Here is a 25802-nt window from a genome sequence, read left to right as displayed (position 1 = left end):
TTCCAGTACAGCTTAGTGGTTTAGCTATGTCTATTTGGATGACAGCTCTAATTCGATGCTAGTTTCCACCATGCCTGAACAGGTACAGGCTCTGAGATCACCAAACGTTCACCCATCACCGGGCTTACCATTTGTACATCTCGCTCTTTGCTAATCGCCAGTGCTTGTTCCATTGGGTCTTGCCAATCATGCATAGAAAGGTCGAAGGTACTGTTGTGGATTGGCATCATCACCTTACCTTGCAGATCAATGTGTGCCTGAACACTCTGTTCTGGGAACATATGAATATCCGCCCAAAGTGAGTTATACGCACCCGTTTCAACCATGGTTAAATCAAACGGCCCAAAACGGTCGCCAATCTCTTTAAAGCCATTGAAGTAACCAGAATCACCGCTAAAGAAGACTTTCTTGTCTGAAGCGTTAATAACCCAACTGCCCCACAGTGTTTGGTCACGATCAAGCAAGCCACGACCAGAGAAATGCTGTGTCGGTGTCAACGTGAACTCAATGTCTGAGGCCGTTGCCGATTCCCACCAGTTCAATTCGATGATCTTCTCTTTATCCACGCCCCACTTTTCCAACAGTGCGCCCACTCTTAATGGCACTAAGAACGTCCCTACTTTGTCGGCTAATACCTTCACGGCACCTTTGTCTAAATGGTCGTAGTGATCATGGCTGATCACTACCACATCGATGTCAGGTAGATCTTGCAGTGAGATTGGGGTTGGGTGAAAGCGCTTTGGCCCCATCCATTGCACTGGTGATGCTCGATCACTGAACACAGGGTCAGTCATCACTAGCTTGCCATCTAGCTTCATCATCACACTTGAGTGACCTAAGCGGTACGCAACGTCGTCTTGTTCTTCGATCAATTGCTCAGCTGTCATTGGAATCAAAGGCAATGCAGCGCGCGGCACTGGCTCGTTTCTTTCCACAGTCACGTATGCTTTCAAGATTGAAAAAATATCAGACATACCCGATTTGTATTCCAACTCACTGTTAGCAAACTTCTTTGGAAGCTTATCTAGATTGTCGTTTGATTGTGAACCTGTGCTTACGATAGCGACCACGGCAAGTACTCCTAAAATCGGTAATAGATATTTTTTCATTGGTATCTCTTTAACCGTTGGGATAGATCCAACACATAAACTACACCGACTAGTTTATATGCCAAAACCAAAAGTAAACCACCGAGTGTAATTTTTAATTTATCTAGACGTAAGCGTGTCAAAGTCGATTTTGGAAAAACCAATTTTGGCAACGAGTTAACTTAGTTATTTAGCTAGTAAGAAAGGTTAATCAGCAGACCATACATTCTTGAAATCTGGCCATCCCCAGTTGGTAATGGCCACGTTTTTCAAAATGCCTTGAAAACGCACGGTTTGTAGGTGATGGAACATAGGCACTAGCCAATAATCAGAAATCAACGTCGATGCAACAGGCTCCAACTCTGCCAAGTAATTCGGCAGTTCAACTGAGGCTTTGTGATGATCTAAGCGCTGTTTAAGCCAATCACTGTTCATCTCTCCGAGCGCGGAATGCAATACAGGGTCATTCATCAACCACGAGAACAGCGAAGATGGCGCATTATCATCGAGATTCAGGTTACACAATACCAAATCTTCTTTTAAATCGCCCCGCTGAGAAAGCAGCGCCAACTCTCGAAAGCTATAGGTGTTCACTTCAACTTCCACTCCATGTCGTTTAAGGATGTCCGACACGGAAATGGCACACCGATAAAGGGCATAGTAGTTATATACCGCAATGCTCAATTTCTTAGGCAACTCGCTCTCTCTGGAAGGCGTTCGATACAGCTTCTGCCAACTTGGCAATATGTTCTGAGCCAAAGAGACACTGAATAATCCTTGGTTTTGCTCCAGTTGCGCCAAAATAGCCTGAGGGTTTGCAAGGGCTGATAGGTACTTACGTTGCTCGTCGCTTAACGGATTCACTGCTGAGTTTTGATTGAACAGAACAAACAAACAACCATCCTCGACTCGGCTACGAAGGCCGTCTGTGTCTGCTGAAACAAGTTCCGCATCGCTTTTCCCTAATTGATGGAAACAAGAAGAATTTCCATAAGGCGATACGTGCATTTGGCTGTCATCGAAACGAGCAGTGCCCGTCATTGATTCCTCAAACTGCCAGATAGTCACCTCATCGGTTAAAGAGCGACACCCGTAAAAGTGTTCGAATGCCGAGAGCTTGATGCGCTCACTATTGGTTTCAACCACTCTGAAAGGGCCAGTACCGATCACAGCATGAGACATTGAGCTCAATGGTAATGGTTCACGCATCACTTGCTCGGCGGGTTGAATCGAATACTTAACACCAGCAAGCAACCCCGCAAAACCTGTGTCCGCTTGGGTTAATTTAAAACTGATCCTTAATGGCTGCTCACTGTAGATGGAAGCGACATGATCTAACTCAGCTTGATAGAAAGGCAGAGCTTGTAGAGCAGTAAACAAAGCAACCAGCTGCTTGGCATCTACTGGCTGCCCATCATGAAAAGTCAGACCGGGGCGCAGATAGAAAGTCCAAACCAGTTGCTCTGTGTCATATTCCCAATGGTGAGCTAATTCAGGCTTTAACTCACCTTTACCATTACACGTCACTAGGCAGCTAAAAACCTGTCTTATCAAAAATCGTTCGCTACTGCGGTGTATATGGTGCGGAAACAAATCCTCAAACTTACGCTTATAGGTTAATTGAACGTGCAGCAGCCCTTCACGCATGGTCGCGCCGGAAGTTTCTTGCAGTAAAGAACCAAACACAGCGCGGTCATTATCCAATATGGAAAGTGCTTTTTCGTACTTGCCCTGCTCTATCAGTTTACTTGCAACATGCTGCGCCAACTCTGAATTGCTAAAACGCAGTGTTAAGTTAGAGCGTTGATTCCTGCCAACTTTTGGCTCCCACACCACCCATTCAGCTTGATGCATCTTACCAAGTAAGGTTCGAGCGTGACGCAAGCTTGTAAACAGCATATCCGCTACTTCGGCTAGGGTGACTGAATGAGAAATGTTTGGCTCGAACGACTCTAGCCGCGTGTAGTAACGCATCATGTTTAGATCAGACAAATAATGAACCTTTTAAAGATAGCTCTTCCTAATTAAGCCCATTATAAAACACATTCATCAAAAAGTAGTGTAATGCGACCAAAACAGGAACAACCAATAAAAATAACATCTGTTTTTTAGTTCCTCTTAATTATCCATAATGAACGGGTCAGCAACAAACCATAGGTTGTAAATAAAGCCTAACCAGAGAGAGTAATGACCATGAGAAAATACTATCTTAACAAGCTAAAAAGCACCTGCAGTAAGCTCGAAAGAGAAGCACTACGAACACTTTTAGATCTATGTAACTGGCGTTATTAGTACACTTTTTAGCACCGAGTAAACGCGAGTTGGGTACAACCTAATATGCTCCTACCCCCAATATGAGTTAGGTCTCAACTCGCTTTTCCATTCCAATTCCCCTCTCAAGCCTGCTGTACCAATAGCTCACACAATCGATAAATTTCCGTTGTCGACTCGACAAATTTAATTCGTTTTCTTAGTTGAACGAAAAGCCTTAAGGTTCGCCCCGAAGCAAGCAAGGAGCCTCAGAAAAAACTGAAAGCTCAGCTAACAACTAATTTATTTGCAGTTACCAATCAGGTATTAACTAAGGAAACGCCATGCGTATCGCAATTCTTTCTCGCAACGAAAATCTATACTCTACCGCTCGTCTAAAGCAGGCTGGAGAAGCACGTGGTCATCAGGTCGATGTTATCGACACGTTGCACTGTGATATAGATATCGCGAGTAACAATCCGAAGATTCGCTACATGGGTGAAGAGCTACCTCAATACGATGCTGTTATTCCACGTATTGGCGCTTCCATTACCTTTTACGGAACTGCGGTTGTTCGCCAATTTGAAATGATGGGCACTTTTTGTATCAATGAGTCAGTAGCAATCAGTCGCTCTCGCGACAAACTGCGCTCACTACAACTGTTGTCTCGTAAAGGTATTGGCTTACCAAAAACAGGTTTCGCTAGCCGCCCAGACAAAATTCAAGACCTGATCAAAAACGTAGGTGGCGCGCCACTTGTGATCAAGCTACTTGAAGGTACTCAAGGTATCGGTGTAGTTTTAGCTGAAACAAACAAAGCAGCAGAAAGCGTTATCGAAGCGTTCATGGGCCTAAAAGCGAACATCTTGGTTCAAGAGTTCATTGAAGAAGCAAATGGCGCAGACATCCGTTGTTTTGTTGTTGGCAACAAAGTAATTGCTGCAATGAAGCGTCAAGCTGGTGAAGGTGAATTCCGCTCTAACCTGCACCGTGGCGGCACTGCTCAGCTGGTTAAACTAACCAAAGAAGAGCGCGCAACAGCAATCAATGCAGCGAAAATCATGGGATTAAACCTATGTGGTGTAGATATCCTACAATCTAAGAACGGCCCAGTAGTAATGGAAGTAAACTCTTCTCCAGGCCTAGAAGGCATCGAGAAAGCAACGGGTAAAGATGTAGCAGACATGATTTTCGAATTCATCGAGAAGAATGCAAAACCAAACGCTAACCGTACTCGTGGCAAGGGCTGATTGAATACCGATAACTCATGATTGGAAAGAAAATGAACAATAAAATGATCATAGGGAATACCGAAGCACTTTGCTTACCAGAGTTAGGGATAACTGGACTACATACACGTGTTGATACAGGGGCTAAAACCTCTTCTCTACACGTAGACAATCTACTATGTGTTAAATCAAATGGTGAGAAATTCGTAGAGTTCGACCTTCACCCAGACGTTTATCACCTAGAAGAGACGGTGCGCTGCAAGGCGAAACTGAAAACAAGTAAGAAAATTAAATCATCTAACGGCGAAGTTGAACACCGTTGCGTGATTGAAACCATGCTAAGAATCGGTGGCCAACAATGGCCGATCGATATCACGCTAAGCAACCGTCAAGACATGACTTACATGATGTTGCTTGGACGTCAAGGCATGAGTGACAAAGTGATTGTTGACCCTGCGGGTGAATTCCTGCTGACTCACTAATCCGAGTCATCGTAACCGCTCCACAGGTTATAACTAAAGCTACTCACAACGATATAAGGCCAGTCTCATGACTGGCCTTATTGCTATCTATTTTTCTATTTCTACTTTCAGCTCTGAATACACGACTTTGCATTCAAGCTTCTGATCTATTTCTTCGATTTACCATGAGATTGAAAACCAAATCGCCCAATCGATAAAAGTAATTTCTTGGTTTTGATTTTCGTCACTCGCCAATGTGTAACAGGCCTTCTTGGGGCACTCATCAACAGGTGTTCAAAAGCCTTTTGACTGAAATCGACTTGCCCACCGTGCGCCACCAGCAAGGTATCGAGCTGCATGTCATAAATGCGCGATACAGACGCTCGATACTTATTAGGGTGAAAGATAGGAAATGGCGGAATCAGCTTCTTCTTAACCTCGACCATTAAATCGGCCACATAAGCCACGCTGTGTGATGGGCAATAGACCGAGAGATCACGGTCGGTATGGCCCGGTGTTTCAAGAACCAACCAATCATCAAACCCTGGAATACTATCCCCATCAGACAGCTTGTAGTCCGGCTTTAACTTTCTTGAATACCATAGGTTTGCTTTAGGCTTGCCTAAGCGGTTCGCCATCCACCTAGCAAGCGCTAAGTCGGTCAGGTGCATCAAAATGCCATCGATGCCGTGATACCAATCTTTGTCTCTGTTTGCTGCCACCAAATGACAATTAGTCAGCTTTCTGAGCGTATGCGCTGCCCCTGCGTGGTCCGGATGCATGTGTGTAACAACCACAGTATGTAGGTCGCTAAATTCACGGCCAAGCTCATCTTCAATGAAAGCCCTAAGATGAGGAATATCCGCACGGCACGCACCATCAAGTAACAGCAACCTATCTGGGTACTCTACGAGATACATGTCTTGGATATAGCCTTTGATGGTATGCAGCTGCAAAACCGCTCCTTGTGACAAAACAACTGGTCAGACCTATACCATAGCAAACTCACATTTATTTGTAACAAATTTGTTAACTATAAAATCACATCAAAGTACCATGCTCTTCCGCTCTTTTATCGTGACGACAAAATACGTGATTTGTTGACCTAAGTTATTAGGACTATATATGCGCCTCTAATTTATTGTCTGAGTGCTATACATGAACCAACTAATCGATGCTCTTTCTACCCAAGGCTACTTTGTTTGGGATGACTTCTTAACTCATGAAGAAGTGGTGGCATTGAGGGATTGCATTCCAGAGAACTGGAAAAAGGCTAGGATTGGCCGTAACGATGAAGTAACGCGAGAGTCGACCATTCGTAGTGACAAGATTCAATGGGTGCGCCGCGATATGGGTCAGCCAGCATCTCTGTTCCTAGACAAAATGGAACAAATTCGTTTAGCGGCAAACCAAGCGTTCTTTTTGGGTCTGTTCGAGTACGAAGCGCACTTTGCTAAATACGAAAAAGGCGACTTCTACCAGAAGCACTTAGACTGTTTCAAGGGCAATGAAAACCGCCGCCTGACCACTGTGTTCTATATGAATGATGAGTGGACAGAAGAAGACGCTGGTGAACTTGTGGTTTACGACCTAAAAGACAACCACATCACGACCATTCCACCAAAGTCAGGCCGCTTATTTGTGTTCTTATCTGAACAGTTCCCACACGAGGTACTGCCGACAAACACAGAGCGATTCAGTATTGCAGGTTGGTTCCGTATTAACGGCGTGAAAGACAACCAACTCGATATCGCACACTAGAACAAAGCCGATTATAACAAGCTCTAGCTTATTCAAAGCCTCTCCTTCGAGAGGCTTTTTTATGGAACAAATATTGAGCGAGTATTGAACAACATACCTCTTAAAAACCGCACACAATAAATATTAAAACCATCAATAACTTTTCTCTTAAATGAAATCGAAATGAATCTTTCATATCAGTGAAACGGTTTAGCCACTTAAGTGAAATACGCCCTGTTCAAGATAACTTCAAACGACACCCCTACCGTCTCGTTAACACTCTAATCCAATACCTCGACATCGATTTCATCCAAAAGGAAACGAAGATGAATAAGCTAATTTTGGCAGGCGTTCTTTCTGCGACAGCGGCAATGCCAGCGTTCGCAACGACTCAAGTCACTTGGTGGCACGCAATGGGCGGCCAGCTTGGAGAAACAGTAAACAAAATTGCGACCGACTTTAATGCGTCACAAGATGATTACGAGATCACGCCAATCTACAAAGGTTCATACACAGAGACCTTAACAGCCGGTATCGCGGCATACCGAGCAGGTGAAGCACCCAATATTCTGCAAGTCTTCGATGCAGGCGCAGCAACCATCATGAACGCGAAAGACGTCGCGAAACCGGTACAGGATATTCTGGTTGAGTCGGGTTACAACTTTAATTCAAACGACTACCTAGCGGGCGTTCGTAACTTCTATGCCGACAACCAAGGCAAGATGGTTGGTATGCCTTTCAACAGTTCGACACCGGTTCTTTACTACAACAAAGATCTTCTCGCGGAAGTGGGTGCAGACGCGCCTAAAACTTATGAAGAACTAGAAGTGGTCGCTAAGAAACTGAAGGCTGAAGGACACATCGCGTTTTCTCAATCTCTGACGCCGTGGATCATGTTCGAGAACTTTAAGTCTCGCCACAACCTGCCAGTCGCAGATCAAAACAACGGCTACGATGGCTTGTCCACTAAGATCATGTTCAACACCAAAGACATGATGATGCACGTTAGCAAGATGAAAGAGTGGTCAGATCTAGGTTACTACAAGTATTACGGCAGCGACTGGGATGCAAACCAAACCCCTTTCGAGCGCCAAGAAGTGGCGATGTGGATGGGTTCTTCAGGCTCATTCGGTGGCTTACGTAACCGCGTACCTTTCGAACTCGGCACCACATACCTTCCATACTGGAAATCGGTTAACCCAGACGCAGGCTTAACCTTCATTGGCGGTGCTGCTCTGTTTGCACTCAATGGCCATGACCAACAGCAAGACAAAGGTGTAGCAGCGTTCTTTGATTACCTGACGAAGCCTGAAACTCAAGTCTACTGGCACAAAACCACTGGTTATGTACCTGTAACAACGGCTGCCTATGAGCTAGCGAAAGAGTCTGGCTACTACAACGAACAACCAGATGCAGAAGTGGGCGTTAAGCAGCTAAGCCTAAAATCGGGCGAATGGACTAAGGGCTACCGCTTAGGTTACTACCCTCAAATTCGTGAAGTGATGCATCGTGAGTTCGACAATATCTTCGCTGACCGCTCTAGCGTCGAGAATAGCCTAGATAAAGTCGAAGATGAGAGCAGCAAACTGCTGAAACGCTTCGCTCGTACGATGAACTAATTTGGCTTTTTAACCAAAGCAGATTACTGAGCTAAAGGCTTAACAAACCAAAGCCGTTCATTGCTCCTCACCACTTGTCACTGCGTCATTAAAAACGTAATGGCAAGGAGTGAGGAGATTCTTCACTAGCGCCATTTCTTGCTCCAAAAACTACAACTCAACTGGATGCATTCCTTTGCTATAGCGCTAGTGCTCACCGTAACTAACAGTGATAACAGTCACTAATTTTTGGGGATTACCCTGTGGAACGACGTCAGCAATTCTTTCACTCTCCGCTGCCTTACCTATTTTTGGCGCCTCAGATACTCATCATTGCAGTTTTCTTTATCTACCCAGCAGCAAAGGCAGTTTACCTGTCCTTCATGCTAGAAGACCCTTGGGGCACCTCTTCCATCTTCGTGTGGTTCGAAAACTATCAAATGCTGTTCGAATCGAGCGAATATCTGAACTCGATTGGCTTCACCTTAATGTTCGCGATTGTGGTCTCTTTCTTATCGCTTGCCTTAGCGCTGCTGCTCGCGGTTAAAGCCGACAACATCATTCACGGACAAGGCGCTTACAAGGTCACTCTTACTTGGGTTTACGCGGTTGCTCCTGCGATTGCAGGCGTAATCGGTGCTTTCTTGTTTAACCCACACATTGGCGTGTTTACCGAGATATTTGCGGTTATAGGCTGGGACTTTAGCTTCCAAACCGACCCTTTAGATGCCACGTTTGCTCTGATTTTGGTTTCGGTTTGGAAACAGGTTTCGGTGAATTTCATCTACTTTCTGGCTGGGCTTCAATCGATCTCTTACGCCGTAAAAGAAGCGGCGATGCTCGATTGCGTCAGCGACTCAAAACGTTTCTGGACCATTACTTTTCCGCTACTCGCGCCAACCGGATTTTTCCTACTGGTCATCAACCTCACTTACTCGTTCTTTGAAACCTTTGGCGTGATCGACACCATGACCAATGGCGGCCCGGGTGGCGGCACAACGTCGTTGGTGTACAAGGTGTATCGAGACGGGTTTGTTGGCGCAGATTTAGGCGGCAGCTCTGCGCAGTCAGTTGTGTTGTTGCTATTGGTGCTCACTCTTACATTTATCCAGTTTCGTGTTGTAGAAAAGCGTGTTCACTACTAGCCCACCACAGCTAGGTTTTAACGCGACAGGAGTTATTTATGAAAAGTAATAAGGTCTATGACCACCTAATTCTAATTGCTGGGATGCTGTTCATGTTGGTCCCTATCTGGCTAATCTTCGCCAGCTCGACGCATAACCCGAACACCATTGTCAGCGAAGGCCTGCAATGGGTACCAGGCGATAACTTTACGGCCATTTATAGCGAAGCTTGGAACAAAAGCATGGGCTTCAGTGGCGAAGTCACCGCCAGCAAAATGATCGCCAACTCGATGATCATGGGGCTAGGTTTTGCGATCGGTAAGATCATCATTTCGATGATGGCTGCGTATGCTTTGGTCTACTTCAGACTGCCTTATGCTACAGCTTGGTTCTGGTTGATCTTCGTGACGCTTTTGCTGCCATTAGAAGTGCGCATTATCCCTTCCTATGAGGTTGTCGCTGGGCTTGGGCTTCTTAATAGCTACACAGGTTTAATTCTGCCTTTGATCGCCTCAGCCACCGCGACCTTCTTTTTTAGGCAGTTCTTCAAAACCATCCCCGATGAATTGTTAGAAGCCACTCAGCTAGATAACGCAGGTCCATTTCGATTCTTTGTCGACATCTTATTGCCACTGTCTAAAACCATGATTGCCGCAATCTTCATCATCATGTTTGTGGTGGGTTGGAACCAATATCTGTGGCCAATCATGATGACCACGGACGAAGGCTACAACACCATCGTGATGGGCATCAAACAAGTACTCAACAACATCAATGAAACCAGTTTACCGCGCTACGACTATGTTTTTGCCATGGTGATTTTAGCTATGTTGCCACCCGTTTTAGTAGTGGTTGTATTTCAGCGTTGGTTTGTAAAAGGGCTAGTAGAAAGTGAAAAATAATAACGACACAACTCAAATGAACGATAACCGCATTCAATCACTCGCTGAGTACAAGATATCTCACCTGCCTTCTCACCAAGCTATCCACAAAAATACAGAGGACACCCCGATGCCAAAGTTAAAACAAACGTTAGGGCACACCCAAGCCACTCACAACCATACGCACAAAGCACCTACCATGTTAGGCATCAAAAACTTGGTAAAGACTTATGAGAATGGTCATCGTGCAGTGAAAGATGTCTCGCTTGAGATCGAAAAGGGTGAATTTCTTGTATTGGTTGGCCCATCGGGCTGCGGCAAGTCTTCTATCCTACGTTCAATTGCGGGGTTGGAAAGCATCTCTGGCGGAGAGATTCACTTAGGTGGCCGCCGTGTTGATAACGAAAAGCCAGCTCAACGAGATATCGCAATGGTCTTTCAAAATTACGCACTCTACCCTCACATGACGGTATACAAAAACCTCGCTTATGGTTTAAAGAATCGAGGTGTCAGCCAACACGTAATTGAAGAGAAGATTGAGAAAGTCGCCAAGACACTAAAGATCGAAGAGTACCTAGACCGCAAGCCAGCCAAGCTTTCGGGTGGTCAGCGCCAGCGCGTTGCTATGGGACGAGCGATTGTACGCGACCCTCAACTGTTCCTGTTTGACGAGCCTTTGTCTAACCTAGATGCCTCATTGCGCGCTCACATGAGGTTAGAAATCAAAAAGCTACAACGCGAGCTAGGCGTAACCAGTATTTACGTGACTCATGACCAAGTCGAAGCCATGACACTGGCAGATAGAATCGTGGTTCTCAACAAAGGTCAGATAGAACAAGTCGGCACACCAAGAGAAGTTTACCACCAGCCTGCCAGTACCTTTGTGGCAAGCTTTATTGGCAGCCCCGCGATGAACTTCCTAACTGCCACGCTCGATGATGGCTATCTTGAAATCGGTGATCAACAAATGTACCTGCCAGAGTACGCGCACGTTAAGAACGCGACTATCACGCTTGGCATTCGCCCTGAACACTCTGAGGTTTGTTCCGAATTAAAAATGAACACCTTGCCTCTCGAACTGCGTATCAGTGTGGTTGAGCCATTGGGGCCGAATCAATTGGTTCATGGCCTGGTGAACGACCAACCCTTTATCGCCGTCACGCCAGAAACGACACTATGCCAAGTACTGCCGCTCGGATTAAGCATTGATAAATCTAACCTGCATATTTTTGACAGTCGTGGAAAGCGTATTCAGCCGAATAACTTTACTTCACAAGAGTCACGCGAAGAGACGACAAGCATAACGACAGCCCTCGCTTAATCGAGTACACTGATATTTAATGCGTTTTTACGGTGCGTCTTTAAGAAGGATTAATTATGTCGTCTATCATCGTAGGTCATCGGGGTGTAGCAGGTACTCACCCAGAAAATACCAAAGCAAGCATTGAACAAGCCGCTAAACTCGGCTTGAAATGGATTGAAGTAGATATTCAGCCAACTCAGGATGATCAACTTGTGGTTTGTCACGACCACACCCTTGAGCGCTGCAGCGATGGCAAGGGGCGTGTCGACGAACACACCCTTGCAGAACTGCGTCAGCTTGATTTTGGCAGTTGGAAGTCTGAGCAGTTCGCAGGTGAAAGAATATTAACGTTGGAAGAGTTGCTCGCGCTTGCTGAACAGCATGATCTCAGCGTGAATTTAGAGATCAAAGTCGACAGTCGACATCAAGCGCCTCATGTCGTTGATTTGCTGCATACCGAGTTGATTCGTTCAAATCTAGACACCGACAGAGTTCTGCTTTCAAGTTTCAGCCATCAAGTCGTTTCTGAAATGGCTCGTCACCTGCCGAGATACCGCGTAGGTGTGATCACAGAGCAACTGACTCAAGCCGACTTGATGTTGATTGACGAGGTTAAAGCGTTCAGCTGTCACATGAACTACGAGCATGTGAATCAGAGCGATCTTGATACACTCAGTGAAGCAAACATCCAAACATGGTGCTACACAGTAAACGATCCGTCTCACTTCAAATTCATCTCAGAAGTAGATGCCGTATTCACTGATTTTCCAAATCAATTTACCTCTATAAATTGACCAAGCAAATACCGCAAAAACAACCCCGAGAGACTTTAAAATTAACTCTCGGGAAACCTTAAAATTAGGTAGCAAACACAAGTGAGTAGGAGTACATTCCGCTACTCACTTGGTTTCATTAGCTCGCTCTATTTAGACGGCTTCATTGGTTACTTAATTTATGGATCTCATTTTTAGTCCAACCTTCCCAATTTTGGGTGCAATCTTCATTTTCGCCGCTATTGTTCGTGGCTTCTCAGGTTTCGGTTTCACCTTAGTGGCATTGCCATTAAGTGCGTTATTCGCGCCTGTTATCGAACTGGTTCCCGTCTTCATGTTGATCGATCTCCTAGGCAATGTTCAATTACTGCCTAAAGTTCGAAAGCACGTTAACTGGCGCTGGGTTTTAAAGGTGTTTATCCCTTGTTTTGCCTTCACACCAGTCGGCCTACTTCTGCTTAAATCCGTTAGCCAAGACACGATCATCTTGATCATCAGTGCCTTCATTTTTGCGTCTGCGCTTATGATCTATAAAGGCTTCCAGTACAAAAGCGAACCTAGATTTGCTCCCTATATTCTAGGCAGCCTTGCAGGTGTAATGAACGGCGCGGCTTCGATGTCAGGACCTCCAATTGGCACTCATGCATTGGCAAGCCCAGTCGCTCCGCACATTGCTAGAGCCGGACTGATAGCCTTCTTTGTCTTGGCGGATTCCACTGCATTTGTTTCGGCATCTATCGCTGGGTTAGTCGACCGCGATGTAGTTTGGCTGACTCTCGCGCTTCTACCAAGCAGCATGCTTGGCGGTTATGTGGGTTCTAAACTGTTCGAAAGATTTGGTGGAGCGAAGTTTAAGCCAGTCACCATTGCATTGCTGATTGTGATTGCAATATTCAGTGCAGGTCGAGTCTTACTGTAACGGCTTTAGCGTTTAATTTTGGACGTTGCTTTTACGAATTGGTTTCGCGAATTGACTGCGGAAAGTGATTAAGAAAACTGGGTACCAATGACTACCATTCGATATGGATAGGGGTACCCATTTTTACAAGTTGGAGAAACTCATCCATATCTTGATTGGTTAACGCGATACAGCCATCCGTCCAATCAAAACTTTGAATAAAGCTCGGCGAACGACGCTCGCCGTTTTTGATGCCATGGATTTTGATGTTTCCTCCAGGATCTACATCATTTTGCTCTGCCCATTGCATATCCGAAGGTTGCGGATAATTAATATGTACTGAGAGATAAAAGTCCGACTCTTCCATCACATAATCGAGCTGGTATTCCCCTTCCGGCGTTCGGTTGTCCCCTTCAAAGCGTTTATGCCCTTTCGGTTGTTTGCCTAGCGCAATACGAAACTCCTGAATCACCTCTTCACCTTTTAGCAGATACATCCTACGTTTCGATTTATCGACTTTAACTAACGTAACCACTTGCGACAGCGAATCTATCTCAGATGCGCTATCCGGTACGTTGTAAAACTGTTGAGAGGAACTTTGAGGTGGACGTTTTGATGACCCTTGAGAAAGCTGAGCTACCTTTTCATCAGGGCTACTGTTAAGAACATCATCCACAATAATCACATGCTCGGAGTTTGAGCTCGTGGAAGAGGTTGAGTTAGATGAAGACGTTGAGACACGTTGAGAATGAGCCGGTGCAGACTCGAATACGATGGTTTCGATAGCGGTCGCGTCAGAGACTATTTTCTCGACCACGACTTGCTCAGCATTCGCGTTCGAAGCCACAAACAGTAAACACAGTGATAAAGGCAGAAACAGACGCACCTTTAGATCTCCTCAAAACGCATGGACATGGTTCGTGACTGAGTTTCCATTCCTAACGACTCATAGAAACCCTGAGCTTGTTGGTTAAACTCCATTACCTCCAACCTAAGTTCTATCGCTCCTCTCGCCTGCGCCCATTGATTAAAAGACTTCATTAACGCTCGACCAGCACCTTGGCTCTGAACCTGATCGTTCACCACAATCGTATTGACCCTTGCCACCTTGTGCGGCTGAATAAAACTGACCCCTTTGTTCTGCGTTACCTTACCCGCTAAAAAACCAACGACTTGCTTGTCATCGACTGCAACCAAGAAAGCGCCAAGTGGGTCAAGCATCAAACCTAACCAATACTCTTCACTGTCGGCCAAGCCTTGTGACGCTGGTGCAAATACCATAGGCGCACCAAGATGATGTTGACGGTTTATCTGCTCAGAGAGCGCTAAGATCGCGTTAATATCAGTTACCTTGGCCGTCCGGATTTGCATATCATCACCTTGTTTGAATTCAATAACACCTTAGCAAAAATGGCTTAGTTGTGCACCGTTACACTGGTCAACTCAGACGCTCTGTGAAGGCTGAACATTAATATTAGGCACTATGTTTAGGGAAATTGTTCCGTAAATCTCAGGCACATTGCCAGCCGTTGAGTGCTACTATCTCTGCAGAATCAATATACTAACGACGACTAACGACTGGATACCTATATGATTAAGTTTGCTGTAATTGGAACCAATTGGATTACACAAAAGTTTGTTCAAGCTGCGCACGAATCTCAATCGATGCAACTTGCTGCGGTTTACTCTCGAAATCTAGACAGCGCGGCACAGTTCGCCCAAGAATTTGACGTTGAAACCACGTATGACTCACTCGACGCATTGGCCAATGACAACACTGTAGAAGCCGTGTACATCGCTTCCCCTAACTCACTGCATTGCGAGCAATCTATCTTCATGATGGAACACGGCAAGCATGTTATCTGTGAAAAGCCGGTTGCATCAAATATTGATGAAGCAACACGCATGTTCGAAGTCGCTGAGAAAAACGGTGTGGTGCTGTTTGAGGCGTATAAATCTCAATTCCTACCGAACTTTAAGCAAGTTCAACTTGGGTTAGAAAAGATTGGCAAGGTACATAAAGCACACATCAACTACTGCCAGTATTCATCGCGCTACCAAAAATACCTAAACGGCGAGAACCCAAATACCTTCAACCCAGCTTTTTCTAACGGCTCATTGGTCGATATTGGCTTTTACTGTGTTGCCGCGACAGTCGCTCTATTTGGCAAACCTGAAAACGCACAGGCTTCTGCAAAGCTACTTGATTCAGGTGTCGATGCTCATGGCTGTGCGATCTTCCAATACCCTGAGTTTGATGTGACCCTTGCGCACTCCAAAGTCAGCGACTCTTATGCGCCAAGCGAGATCCAAGGTGAATTAGGGGCGATCATCATCGATCACATCGCTGAATGTACTGACGTTAAGATCCGCTACCGCGATGGCACGGTAGAAAACCTTACTCAAGCACAAAGCGAAAACTCCATGAGTTACGAAGCGCAGGCCTTTGCTAGCTGCATTGCTGGCGACAACGCAACACAAGCGCAGGCCCAACTGCGCGCTTTAACGGTTGCGAAGTTAATTACAGAGATGCGCCAACAAGTTGGTGTAGTGTATCCAGCGGATAAATAACGTCACAGCGTAAGTTAACAAACTGATTTTTAATACATAATTATTTATACATAACTGAATTTAATCTTTACGACAAATAACCGGATTAGTTGATTGAGGTCCCATCTGTTTAAATCCGCGTTCGATATCTATCGTATTTATTTAATTTATTGAAGGTGTGTAAAGTGTTTTCAGTTGATGATCGCGTTGTAGCAACAAAAGGTGTTGAACTAGGTGAAATGGTAGTAACTGGCCTAAGTGCTGGTGGCGGCTACGTTCACGTTACAACGGTAGAAGGCGCAATGACGCTTACTTACCCAGCGCAAGATCTTAAAAAAGCATAGTTTAACCACTCTGCCCTTTTAGTAGTCACTCTACTAAAGGTAACAAAATTGAGGCTTTGGCTGACTTCACTCTTCTGCATTAGAGTAAGCAGCCAGAGCCTTTTTTATGCCTGTAATTTACCCACTAGCTTTCTCATTCGCTTACTCGTTACAATAAAACCGCACTCAACTGACAATAGAATTAGGCAACGAGTTTCTACACTAAGTGCTTATTCCCATCGTTCTCTTGATATCCCCGAGCACTTAATCGCAGTGAATAGTTCTTGTTAACAAAGGCTTATTGTCTGCGAAAGTTTCTGGTACATTAGCATCATCTTATACTAAGAAAGACCCGAATGAGGGAAGCTATGAAGCTTTACATTTACGGCCACTGCCCTTTCTGTGCAAGAGTCTCCTACATTGCTCAATCGCTAGGCTTGAACATTGAGCTTGTTTCTGTCGATTATGATGATGCCCAAACCCTTATCGATCTGATCGGTAAAAAGATGGTACCCGTCTTACAAAAAGACGATGGCTCTATCATGGCAGAGAGCCTAGATATCATCGCGTACTTCATGGACTTGAAATCAAGCGATGAGCAGCGTGTGCCATCTGAGCAAGTGACTGTGTTCCAAACTCGCGCATTCCCTCTTACTCAACAGATTGGACGCCCACGTTGGTGGAACCTCGACTTGGCTGAATATCGCTCTGCTGGAGCCAAAGAAGCTTGGCGTGCCAGTAAAGAGACCGAAGGTTTTAACTTTGAAGAACTGTTAGAAAAGACGCCTCAGTTCGTTCAACTGATTAACCCATTACTGAAAGATGCCGAACTCTTACTGGATCTAGAGAATGGTGAGTCATCACTGCCTCTAATCGATCAAGCGGTGTATTTCTCGATGCTCCGTGGCTTTTGCGTAGAACCAAGCATCAGTTGGCCACCAGCACTTGAACGCTGGTTAGAAAAGAAAAGCGAAACGCTAAAGCTGTCTTTACTTCGCTAGAAAGCTATCTCGATTAAGAAAGCAAGCTCTGATTAAGAAAACAAGCTCTGACTCGCAAGCGACTACAACGAGCACAAACAAAAAATCGAAGCTCTCAGGTGTAAACTGCGAGCTTCGATTTTCTTTTATCTGACCATTCTATTTCTCTAAGGCTTTGTCTTACAGCAGACGCCTTCTCAAACCTGTTCGCTCCAAGATTCGTGTCGAAATTTCTTCAACCGATAGTGAAGAGGTGTTGATGTAAGGTATCGCTTCTCGACGGAACATCGCCTCTACCGTTTGCAATTCATACAAACATTGTGAGTCACTGGCGTATTCGCTGCCTGCTAAGCGGTTCTCACGAATTTCAGTGAGCCTTTCTGCATCAATGGTCAAACCAAACAGCTTATGTCGGTAGATCTCAAACTCTGGCAACAGCTTTAAGCGTGCCAAGTCATCGTGGATAAATGGGTAGTTTGCTACGCGTAAGCCAAACTGCATCGCCATATACAAACTTGTTGGTGTTTTGCCACTTCGAGAAACACCCAACAAGATGATGTCGGCTTCTTCCAGCCCTTTTAGCGTGATGCCATCATCATGCGCGAGCGTGTACTCAATCGCAGCAATACGGTCGAAATACTTCACCGAGTCCTTGTTTACACTGCGTGAGCGCTGCAACTTAGGAACAGGCGCCATCTGAATGTCATCCTGTACTTTCTGCACGATGCTCTCTAACACGTCATAACAGTGCGCGGGCGCTTCTAGCAATTTGGTTTTGATATCAGGTATCACAATCGAAAAGAACACTAGCGGTTCTAATCCGGTATCACGATACGAAATTTCAATCTCTTTTAATAAATCAGAAAGTTTGTCCTCACTTTCCACAAACGGAAAGGTTTTTTCATTGGCTTTAAAAGGGAATTGACCTAGAACAACATGCCCTAAAGTCTCACATGTTATGGCCGTTCCATCAGAAACATAGAATACATCACGACTTTGAATATCAATTTGCATTTTTTATTTAATGTTTAAAATTATTTTGAGTAGGATGGTAACCATAATATAGATAATAAAACCCTGCTGACTATTACGTCCCCCACAGCTTTAGAAAATAATTTACATTTTTTTAAACTGACACGTAATCGTTTGCCTTTAAATCCCTACAATGCTTGCTATGTTTCTGGAGAAATAAATGCAAAATAATACCCTATGGTTCAATGGCCTATCCATGGAAGATGTCGACAAAGTCGGCGGTAAGAACGCCTCACTGGGCGAGATGGTTTCTAACCTGTCCAATGCTGGTGTTTCTGTACCTAATGGTTTTGCTACCACCTCTTATGCGTTTAACGACTTTCTTGACTACAAAGGTCTTGATGAGCGCATCCACCAACTACTTGATGAACTTGATGTTGAAGACGTTGACGCACTGCGTAAGACAGGTGCAACGATTCGACAATGGGTTCTAGACGCACCCTTCCCAGAATCACTAGAGCAAGACATCCGTGATAACTACCGCGAGCTAATCGAAGACAACGAAGAATTGTCTGTAGCTGTGCGTTCATCTGCAACCGCAGAAGACCTTCCAGATGCTTCATTCGCAGGCCAGCAAGAAACCTTCCTTAACGTGAAAGGCATCGACGCGGTACTCGAAGCAACCAAGCACGTTTACGCGTCACTGTTTAACGACCGCGCTATCTCTTACCGTGTACACCAAGGCTTTGACCACCGTGGCATTTCATTGTCTGCGGGTATCCAGCGCATGGTTCGCTCAGACAAAGCCTCTTCAGGTGTGATGTTCACGCTTGATACTGAGTCTGGCTTCGACCAAGTGGTATTCATCACCTCTTCTTGGGGCTTGGGTGAAATGGTTGTACAGGGCGCAGTGAACCCAGACGAGTTCTACGTGCACAAGCCAATGTTAGAAGCAGGCCACCAGCCTATCGTGAAGAAGACCTTTGGTTCTAAGTTGATCAAGATGATCTACTCGACCAATCAAGAAATCGGCAAGCAAGTCGATATCATCGACACCGACACTCAAGAGCGTAACGAGTTCTCACTCAACGATGAAGAGATCAAAGAGCTAGCAAAACAAGCGATGATCATCGAGAAGCACTACCAACGTCCAATGGACATTGAGTGGGCGAAAGATGGCATCGACGGCAAGCTTTACATCGTTCAGGCTCGCCCAGAAACCGTATGTTCTCAAAGCGATCAAAACGTTATCGAGCGTTACGAGCTAAACAATAAGGCGGATGTCTTGGTTGAAGGCCGCGCTATCGGTCAGCGTATCGGCTCTGGCCCTGTTCGCTTGGTTGATTCTCTAGACCAAATGTCACTGGTTCAAGAAGGCGACGTGCTGGTAACTGACATGACAGACCCAGACTGGGAACCTGTGATGAAGAAAGCGTCTGCGATTGTCACTAACCGTGGTGGCCGTACTTGTCACGCTGCGATCATTGCTCGCGAGCTTGGTATCCCAGCGATTGTTGGTTGTGGTACAGCAACAAGCAGCCTAAACGATGGCGATACCGTGACAGTGTCATGTTCAGAAGGCGAAACAGGCTACGTTTACAACGGCGAACTCGATTTTGAAATCAAACGTTCTGAGGTTGATGAGCTACCAATGCTACCAACCAAAGTAATGATGAACGTGGGTAACCCAGATCGTGCCTTCGACTTTGCACAAATCCCGAACGAAGGTGTTGGCCTTGCTCGTCTAGAATTCATCATCAACAAGATGATCGGTATTCACCCTAAAGCGCTGCTTAACTTCGATGCACAAACGGATGAGCTAAAAGCGGAAATCAACGAACGTATTCGTGGCTACAAAGATCCTATCGATTTCTACGTAAGCAAATTAACAGAAGGCATCGCGACTATCGCTTCTGCATTCTGGCCTAAGCGTGTGATCGTACGTATGTCTGACTTTAAGTCGAACGAGTACAGCAACCTAGTCGGCGGTAAAACGTTTGAACCGCATGAAGAGAACCCAATGCTGGGCTTCCGTGGTGCATCTCGTTACATCTCACCAGTATTCGAAGACTGTTTCGAGCTAGAAACTCAAGCGATCAAACGTGTTCGTAACGAGATGGGTCTTAAGAACATTGAAATCATGATTCCATTCGTTCGCACGCCAAGCGAAGCAGCATCGGTTATCGACATTCTGGCTAAGTTCGACCTACGCCGTGGCGACCAAGGTCTGAAAGTCATCATGATGTGTGAGCTACCATCGAACGCAATTTTGGCTGATGAGTTCTTGAAGTACTTCGATGGCTTCTCTATCGGTTCAAACGACATGACACAGCTGACGCTTGGCCTAGACCGAGATTCAGGTGACGTGGCACACCTATTCGATGAGCGTAACCCAGCCGTGAAAGCAATGCTGAAAATGGCGATCGATGCAGCAACCAAAGCGGGTAAATACGTGGGCATTTGTGGCCAAGGCCCATCTGACCATGACGACCTAGCAGAGTGGTTAATGGAGCAAGGCATCAGCTCTGTTTCACTAAACCCGGATACGGTTATCGATACGTGGTTGAAGCTAGGTAACGTTGCTAATAAATAAGTAAATAAGTAACGCTTCACGCGGTACCTTAACGACAAAAGCCAGTCACGTTGACTGGCTTTTTTAGGTTCTTTCCAAATTAGCTGGCTAGAGCGCTAGAAGTAGTATCTCACACCAACCCAAGCTTCGGTTTGCCAACCATTCGGCATTGGCACACCTTTCACATCAACATCCGCTTTGGTAATGTCATAGCGCGTATTCAACCACCAAGTTCTTGCAGTGTTCATCGGCACATTTAACGATGTTTTAAATGAGAAGTTTTGCATGTCGATATCATCACCAGAAAGATCTTGCCACTCAGGAACCAAAGACACATAAGCGCCAGAGTCACCGAGATGCTTCGCGGTAATCAAACCAAGCGAGTATCCCGTTAAATCATCTTTAGATGAAGTGACGCCAGGGATCTCCATACTACCAGTCATCAGTCCTGCTCTTGGAAATACCAGGAATCCACCGGTATAAGCTGGATTAATCGCAACAACACCGCCAACCGACAATAAGTCATTTTTAATACTGTTGCGCGTATTAATATAATCTAATGAAAGACCCACTTTAGGCGTAGCTTTCGTCCCCGTTTCAAAGACGTGGAAGTACTGAATTCTAGAGTTGCTGTACTCTGTACCGAATTTGTCTGGATCGCGAAGCGCTGTGTTGCTTTCATCGACAAACGTCCCTTCGGCCAGTAGGGCAAACTGCTGACCGTTTTCTAAACCGCCAGAAACTTGCCCTTGAAATTGGATATCTGAACTACCATTCAGCATCAATGCAGCTTGAGTATAAACTTTAGTGACATCAGCAGGATCGATAACACGTTCGGAATCTGAATCAGCATGTGCAGGAAGGGCTAGACCTAAACTCAACGGGATTAATAGAGCAAAATTTTTCATTATATCTCTCGAAAGTCGTTTGCTTCCTCCTTGAAGCCTGGAACATCCTGTTAGGTAATAAATAGATTACTTGTCAGCAAGTAGTTTTGCTGCCGAACGCATTAGTGCAGGGCCTTTATTCTCACCAAAACCTGAGTGGTATGGGTTGGTTGAGAACATCACACCCACAAAGTCACGTGCAGGATCGATGTAAATAAATTGGCCTAGGTTGCCACTTTTCGACATTGCACCGTCATTGAAAATGAAATCAAATTGGTATGCGTTGTAGTCTGCTTTTTCGTTGTATGCGTGCAGTGAACTGCTCTCTTTGCTAGTACCTACGAATGCTTTTGGATCACCGCCGTTGCGGATACGATCAATCACAGCTTGTGACACCACTGGCTCATCAGCCACCGCTTTCCAGCTAGGTGTAAATAGTGTTCCCCAGCGAGCCATGTCTTCTACCGTTGATGAAACCAAGCCAACCGCGATCGCCATGCCATCTGGCGTCAAGTTGAATTGCATTGGTTGACGTGCGTGCACTTTTGACCAAACACGATCTTCGAATACTTGAGTCCAAGTTTTGTTCTCAACGTTTTCAACTAACTTAGTCAGCACCATGGTGTTGATAGATGCGTAACGGAAATGGTCACCGGCTTTTTCACCTTCCAGTTTCTGTGCACCTTGAGCCACTTCCATCCAAGTTTCCATTTCACCCGTTTTTGCACGAGGTGAGTTAAACGATGCCGCAAAGAAACGCACCACATCAGAGTCTGGGTTCAAGATAGACTCTAATGTCTCTTCATTGTCTAGCGCGGTCGACATGTTCAGAACTTGGTGTACTGTGATGCCATCCCAGTTCGTTCCTTTCAATTCAGAAACATACTCAGCGATCTCTTTTTCAGGGTCGACTTTGCCCTCTTCCACTAACATTGCGATCACTGTGCCAACCGTCGTTTTTGCTGTAGATGCCCAAACGTGCGTATCTGTCGGCTTCATACCTGGGTAAGCTTCGTAAACGATCTCCCCTTTGTGAATCAACATAAAGCCTTGGGTACGGAACTGTTCATCCGCCAAGTACTCATCCATTGTCAACTGACCTTTGCTTTCAGTATCAACTTTCAGTGCAGCGAGTCGTGGGTCGATATTTTTGACTAAAGGCTTGTACTCTTCGTTTGGAGCCGCCAGTGCCGTTGGTAGAAACTCACTCATGTGCATGTTGTAGTAAACGCTGTGGTCGCCGCCCATCTGCCAATGAAAGTTATTGAATAACTCACGAGCTGAGTCAGTAAAACTTGGGGTAAATGCTGTGCTCGCCTCTTTCACGGTCAAGGTAACTTGAGCACCTTCAACTTTCAGAGCTTCTTCAACTGGATTTGCTGCAAGAGCAAATGATGATGGGGTCGCTAACGATACTAGAACGGCAATGTGTTTAAGTTTCATAATTGTTCTCCTGTTTGGGTTAGGAAAAGTATAGGGAGATGCGCTACACTTAATTAGGTCACTTGATGACATTTAATGGTAGGCACAAAACAATGAAAGCATCATCGAACACCACCAGCATACTGCTCACTTCGACCAGTAACATTGCTCCATATATTCAGTATTGTGACAAACATAGACTGGATTGGCGCACCGTCGCCGTTGCGTGCGGTCTACCCATTGAACTGACACAATCCAATCAATGGCTTCCTACACAAGACGTGATTCGCTTCATTCATGGCCTTGAGCGTAAGTTTGGCTATTCGATAGGGATTGAGGTTGGACGTAAGGCCTCTCTAGAGCAATTGTCACCTGAGCTAGACCGAAAAATTGAACAATGCACTTCTCTCGAGCAAGCGGTACGCTGCTTGATTACTGAAATATCGACCTTAAGTAATCACGTCACCATATGGACGGAAAAAAGCGATGGATTGTGGTGGCTGTGTCATCGAAGTTGCTATCACCCATCGACCTCAGGTTTTGAACAAGCAGAATGGTTTCGCGCCCTGACCGTGATTAGCCTATGCCGTAAGTTCATTGACAGTCGCTGGCAACCATCACACGCCAAGTTGGTCTCTAAGCACAACAGCGCACGTAAATTACCTAAGCATTTCTTTGATTCTGATATTCAGTTTGAAGAGCAATACGGTGCGTTCTCGATTCCGCTGCCCGATGATTATCGTGCCATTTCAGAACGAAATAGTACCCAAGATTGGCATCACGCTGTCGAGATATTAATAGACACCTATGCGACTCTACCTTGGTTCAATATTGAGTGGTTTGCGACCATGCTCGGCATGACAAAACGAACGCTGCAGAGAAACCTGAAGAGCAAAAACATTCTCTTTAAACAAGCCAAAGAACAAGTTCGGGAAGCTAAAGCAAAACAGCTACTTGAAGAGACCAACCTTTCTGTTCAAGACATCAGTTGGCAAGTGGGTTACAGCGACTTGAGTAATTTCAATCGTGCATTCAAAGGTTGGGTTGGAGTCACGCCACCAAGTTATCGGGATAAAGCGAAACATTAGAAATAGTCGAATGGAAAACCTTTAGACCCAATCCGCTAATATAAAACTCAGAAACAAGATACGACACCTTAAATTTCAATAAGCGAACGCATAAAGTTGCATTGCACAATGCTCACATACCGATGAAACTGTGCAAAGGTAATATCGATAGATTTAATGACATTTATTGGTATCGAGCTAACGTTACGTTATCCTTTACGCAATTCTTCATTGAATGGATTGTCACTACGACAAACCTACCTTCAAGACTGATAAGAGTGTTATGAATTCTACGACCGCAACTCCCTCGCCTTCTCTTGGCCGACAACTCTATACAATGACATGGCCAATGCTGTTTGGGGTGCTCTCCCTGATGAGCTTCCAACTTGTAGACAGTGCTTTTATTGGCCAGTTAGGCGTACTGCCGCTCGCGGTTCAAGGCTTCACGCTACCAATTCAGATGATCATTATCGGGATTCAAGTCGGACTAGGCATCGCGACAACGGCTGTGATCGCGAGAGCTATTGGGGCTAACGAGATACGCTATGCCAAACAGCTCGGCGGATTAGTCGTTGCGATGGGCAGTGTGAGTGTCGCGCTGTTCTCGGTCATCATCTATCTGTTGCGTGGTCCTATTTTACAACTCCTCGATGCACCACCGACGGTACTGCCGATCATTGATTATTACTGGATCTATTGGCTGGTAAGCTCTTGGACAGGCGCACTGCTCTACTTTTTCTACAGTGTGTGTCGTGCCAATGGTAATACCATGCTGCCCGGTTCGATGATGATCGCGACCAGCATCATCAACTTGATATTGGACCCGATTTTCATATTCACGCTCGACATGGGCATCAACGGAGCCGCGATTGCGACCATCTTGGCGTTCGGTGCGGGTATCTTTATCGTTGCTCCTAAGGTAACTAAGAAGCATTGGATGACATTCGACTGGCACGATCTTGATATCGGCAAGAGTATTCGTTCTATAGGAAACATCATGGGGCCTGCGATGATCAGTCAGCTACTGCCACCAGTCTCTTCGATGCTCGCCACCAAACTGCTTGCAGGCTACGGCACAGCAGCCGTTGCAGCTTGGGCGCTAGGTTCACGTTTTGAGTTCTTTTCGATTGTTGCAGTGCTTGCTCTGACTATGTCGATGCCACCTATGATTGGCCGAATGTTGGGAGAAAAGAACCTAGGGAACATACGTAGTCTTGTGAAGATTGCCGTGATGTTTGTATTAGGATTCCAATTGGTGATCGCACTGGTAACTTGGATGTTCTCTGGCGGGTTGGCAAATCTCATGACCAGCGAAGACGAAGTCTCGACCATTTTGAACTACCACTTACTTATCGTTCCTATCAGTTTAGGGCCGTTGGGTATCTGTATGCTGATGGTTTCTATCTCGAATGCGCTTGGTAAGTCTTATACTGCCTTAACGATATCAGCACTGCGCCTGTTCGCCTTCTTCTTGCCTTGCTTGTGGATTGGTTCGCAGCTTGCTGGTATTGAAGGCCTGTTCTGGGGTGCCATGGTGGGTAATGTGCTTGCCGGTACATGTGCTTGGTTTATGTACCAACGCGCACTTGGGCAAGTCGAGGCTAAGCTTTCTAATTAATCAGTTAGCGAACTAATACCAATTAAAGTAAAAATGTGATCTAATTAAGATTGATGAATTATTGTG

Annotated in this window: 23 protein-coding genes; 15 read left to right on the top strand and 8 right to left on the bottom strand. The window is 45.5% G+C overall.

The window, feature by feature from the left end; all coding sequences use genetic code 11:
* Positions 1 to 47: 47 nt before the first annotated feature.
* Both A6D97_RS17180 and A6D97_RS17175 read right to left on the bottom strand, forming a co-directional pair.
* Positions 48 to 1109 (bottom strand): MBL fold metallo-hydrolase, encoded by a 1062-nt coding sequence (locus A6D97_RS17180; RefSeq protein WP_029236464.1) that lies wholly within the window; start codon positions 1107 to 1109, stop codon positions 48 to 50.
* Between the two features lie 186 nt (positions 1110 to 1295).
* Positions 1296 to 3080, bottom strand: a complete 1785-nt coding sequence (locus tag A6D97_RS17175; protein WP_065584886.1) for an SgrR family transcriptional regulator — start codon at positions 3078 to 3080, stop codon at positions 1296 to 1298.
* 602 nt (positions 3081 to 3682) lie between these two features.
* Between A6D97_RS17175 and rimK the strand changes: the two genes are divergently transcribed.
* Both rimK and A6D97_RS17165 read left to right on the top strand, forming a co-directional pair.
* Positions 3683 to 4588, top strand: coding sequence for a 30S ribosomal protein S6--L-glutamate ligase (gene rimK, locus A6D97_RS17170; protein WP_004740040.1), 906 nt, complete (start codon positions 3683 to 3685; stop codon positions 4586 to 4588).
* Positions 4589 to 4620: 32 nt separating this feature from the next.
* On the top strand, positions 4621 to 5049 hold the full coding sequence (locus A6D97_RS17165; protein WP_004740039.1) for a RimK/LysX family protein: 429 nt from the start codon (positions 4621 to 4623) through the stop codon (positions 5047 to 5049).
* A gap of 146 nt (positions 5050 to 5195) precedes the next feature.
* Here the strand turns inward: A6D97_RS17165 and A6D97_RS17160 are convergent, their stop codons facing one another.
* Positions 5196 to 5984 (bottom strand): MBL fold metallo-hydrolase, encoded by a 789-nt coding sequence (locus A6D97_RS17160; RefSeq protein WP_017067276.1) that lies wholly within the window; start codon positions 5982 to 5984, stop codon positions 5196 to 5198.
* 202 nt (positions 5985 to 6186) lie between these two features.
* Between A6D97_RS17160 and A6D97_RS17155 the strand changes: the two genes are divergently transcribed.
* The 7 genes from A6D97_RS17155 (at position 6187) to A6D97_RS17125 (ending at position 13366) form a co-directional block, all read left to right on the top strand.
* Positions 6187 to 6789 carry a 2OG-Fe(II) oxygenase gene (locus tag A6D97_RS17155; RefSeq protein WP_017064899.1) on the top strand — a complete coding sequence of 201 codons (603 nt, stop codon included), beginning with the start codon at positions 6187 to 6189 and terminating at the stop codon, positions 6787 to 6789.
* A gap of 305 nt (positions 6790 to 7094) precedes the next feature.
* On the top strand, positions 7095 to 8387 hold the full coding sequence (locus A6D97_RS17150) for an extracellular solute-binding protein (RefSeq protein WP_017064900.1): 1293 nt from the start codon (positions 7095 to 7097) through the stop codon (positions 8385 to 8387).
* A 242-nt stretch (positions 8388 to 8629) separates the two neighbouring features.
* The gene (locus A6D97_RS17145; protein ID WP_017071586.1) at positions 8630 to 9511 is read left to right on the top strand and encodes an ABC transporter permease subunit; all 882 of its coding nucleotides are present in this window, start codon (positions 8630 to 8632) and stop codon (positions 9509 to 9511) included.
* Between the two features lie 38 nt (positions 9512 to 9549).
* On the top strand, positions 9550 to 10392 hold the full coding sequence (gene ugpE / locus A6D97_RS17140) for a sn-glycerol-3-phosphate ABC transporter permease UgpE (RefSeq protein WP_065584885.1): 843 nt from the start codon (positions 9550 to 9552) through the stop codon (positions 10390 to 10392).
* Positions 10382 to 11692 (top strand): sn-glycerol-3-phosphate ABC transporter ATP-binding protein UgpC, encoded by a 1311-nt coding sequence (gene ugpC / locus A6D97_RS17135; protein ID WP_017071584.1) that lies wholly within the window; start codon positions 10382 to 10384, stop codon positions 11690 to 11692. The genes ugpE and ugpC overlap by 11 nt, the downstream gene beginning before the upstream one ends.
* A gap of 56 nt (positions 11693 to 11748) precedes the next feature.
* Positions 11749 to 12468 (top strand): glycerophosphodiester phosphodiesterase family protein, encoded by a 720-nt coding sequence (locus A6D97_RS17130; RefSeq protein WP_017064904.1) that lies wholly within the window; start codon positions 11749 to 11751, stop codon positions 12466 to 12468.
* Positions 12469 to 12628: 160 nt separating this feature from the next.
* Positions 12629 to 13366, top strand: a complete 738-nt coding sequence (locus tag A6D97_RS17125; protein ID WP_065584884.1) for a sulfite exporter TauE/SafE family protein — start codon at positions 12629 to 12631, stop codon at positions 13364 to 13366.
* Between the two features lie 91 nt (positions 13367 to 13457).
* Here A6D97_RS17125 and A6D97_RS17120 read toward each other — a convergent pair whose 3' ends face one another.
* Both A6D97_RS17120 and A6D97_RS17115 read right to left on the bottom strand, forming a co-directional pair.
* Complete coding sequence (locus tag A6D97_RS17120; RefSeq protein ID WP_065584883.1) at positions 13458 to 14231, bottom strand: L,D-transpeptidase family protein; 774 nt, start codon at positions 14229 to 14231, stop codon at positions 13458 to 13460.
* A 2-nt stretch (positions 14232 to 14233) separates the two neighbouring features.
* On the bottom strand, positions 14234 to 14716 hold the full coding sequence (locus tag A6D97_RS17115; protein WP_065584882.1) for a GNAT family N-acetyltransferase: 483 nt from the start codon (positions 14714 to 14716) through the stop codon (positions 14234 to 14236).
* A gap of 219 nt (positions 14717 to 14935) precedes the next feature.
* Between A6D97_RS17115 and A6D97_RS17110 the strand changes: the two genes are divergently transcribed.
* The 3 genes from A6D97_RS17110 to grxB all read left to right on the top strand — a co-directional run bounded on the left by A6D97_RS17110 (position 14936) and on the right by grxB (position 17219).
* Complete coding sequence (locus tag A6D97_RS17110; protein WP_017060561.1) at positions 14936 to 15916, top strand: Gfo/Idh/MocA family oxidoreductase; 981 nt, start codon at positions 14936 to 14938, stop codon at positions 15914 to 15916.
* Positions 15917 to 16080: 164 nt separating this feature from the next.
* Entirely contained in the window at positions 16081 to 16239 is a 159-nt protein-coding gene (locus A6D97_RS21890; RefSeq protein ID WP_004733064.1) for a hypothetical protein, read from the top strand.
* A 347-nt stretch (positions 16240 to 16586) separates the two neighbouring features.
* Positions 16587 to 17219: a glutaredoxin 2 gene (gene grxB, locus A6D97_RS17105; protein WP_065584881.1), complete on the top strand. Its 633-nt coding sequence runs from the start codon at positions 16587 to 16589 to the stop codon at positions 17217 to 17219.
* A gap of 159 nt (positions 17220 to 17378) precedes the next feature.
* On the opposite strand, the gene A6D97_RS17100 is transcribed toward grxB, so the two are convergent.
* Entirely contained in the window at positions 17379 to 18212 is an 834-nt protein-coding gene (locus A6D97_RS17100; protein ID WP_017060559.1) for a pyruvate, water dikinase regulatory protein, read from the bottom strand.
* A 178-nt stretch (positions 18213 to 18390) separates the two neighbouring features.
* Here A6D97_RS17100 and ppsA point away from each other — a divergent pair, with 178 nt between their 5' ends.
* The gene (gene ppsA, locus A6D97_RS17095; RefSeq protein WP_065584880.1) at positions 18391 to 20763 is read left to right on the top strand and encodes a phosphoenolpyruvate synthase; all 2373 of its coding nucleotides are present in this window, start codon (positions 18391 to 18393) and stop codon (positions 20761 to 20763) included.
* Positions 20764 to 20858: 95 nt separating this feature from the next.
* Here ppsA and A6D97_RS17090 read toward each other — a convergent pair whose 3' ends face one another.
* Complete coding sequence (locus tag A6D97_RS17090) at positions 20859 to 21650, bottom strand: hypothetical protein (RefSeq protein ID WP_065584879.1); 792 nt, start codon at positions 21648 to 21650, stop codon at positions 20859 to 20861.
* Between the two features lie 66 nt (positions 21651 to 21716).
* Positions 21717 to 23072, bottom strand: coding sequence for a serine hydrolase domain-containing protein (locus A6D97_RS17085; protein ID WP_017060556.1), 1356 nt, complete (start codon positions 23070 to 23072; stop codon positions 21717 to 21719).
* A gap of 92 nt (positions 23073 to 23164) precedes the next feature.
* Here A6D97_RS17085 and A6D97_RS17080 point away from each other — a divergent pair, with 92 nt between their 5' ends.
* Both A6D97_RS17080 and A6D97_RS17075 read left to right on the top strand, forming a co-directional pair.
* Entirely contained in the window at positions 23165 to 24139 is a 975-nt protein-coding gene (locus A6D97_RS17080; protein WP_017064911.1) for an AraC family transcriptional regulator, read from the top strand.
* A 262-nt stretch (positions 24140 to 24401) separates the two neighbouring features.
* Positions 24402 to 25736: an MATE family efflux transporter gene (locus A6D97_RS17075; RefSeq protein WP_017069196.1), complete on the top strand. Its 1335-nt coding sequence runs from the start codon at positions 24402 to 24404 to the stop codon at positions 25734 to 25736.
* The last annotated feature ends 66 nt before the right edge of the window (positions 25737 to 25802 follow it).

The organism is Vibrio sp. ZF57, from assembly GCF_001691235.1.
Taxonomy (GTDB): domain Bacteria; phylum Pseudomonadota; class Gammaproteobacteria; order Enterobacterales; family Vibrionaceae; genus Vibrio; species Vibrio crassostreae_C.
The sequence above is the reverse complement of the archived record's forward strand: the minus strand, read 5'-3'. Positions and strand labels throughout refer to the sequence as shown.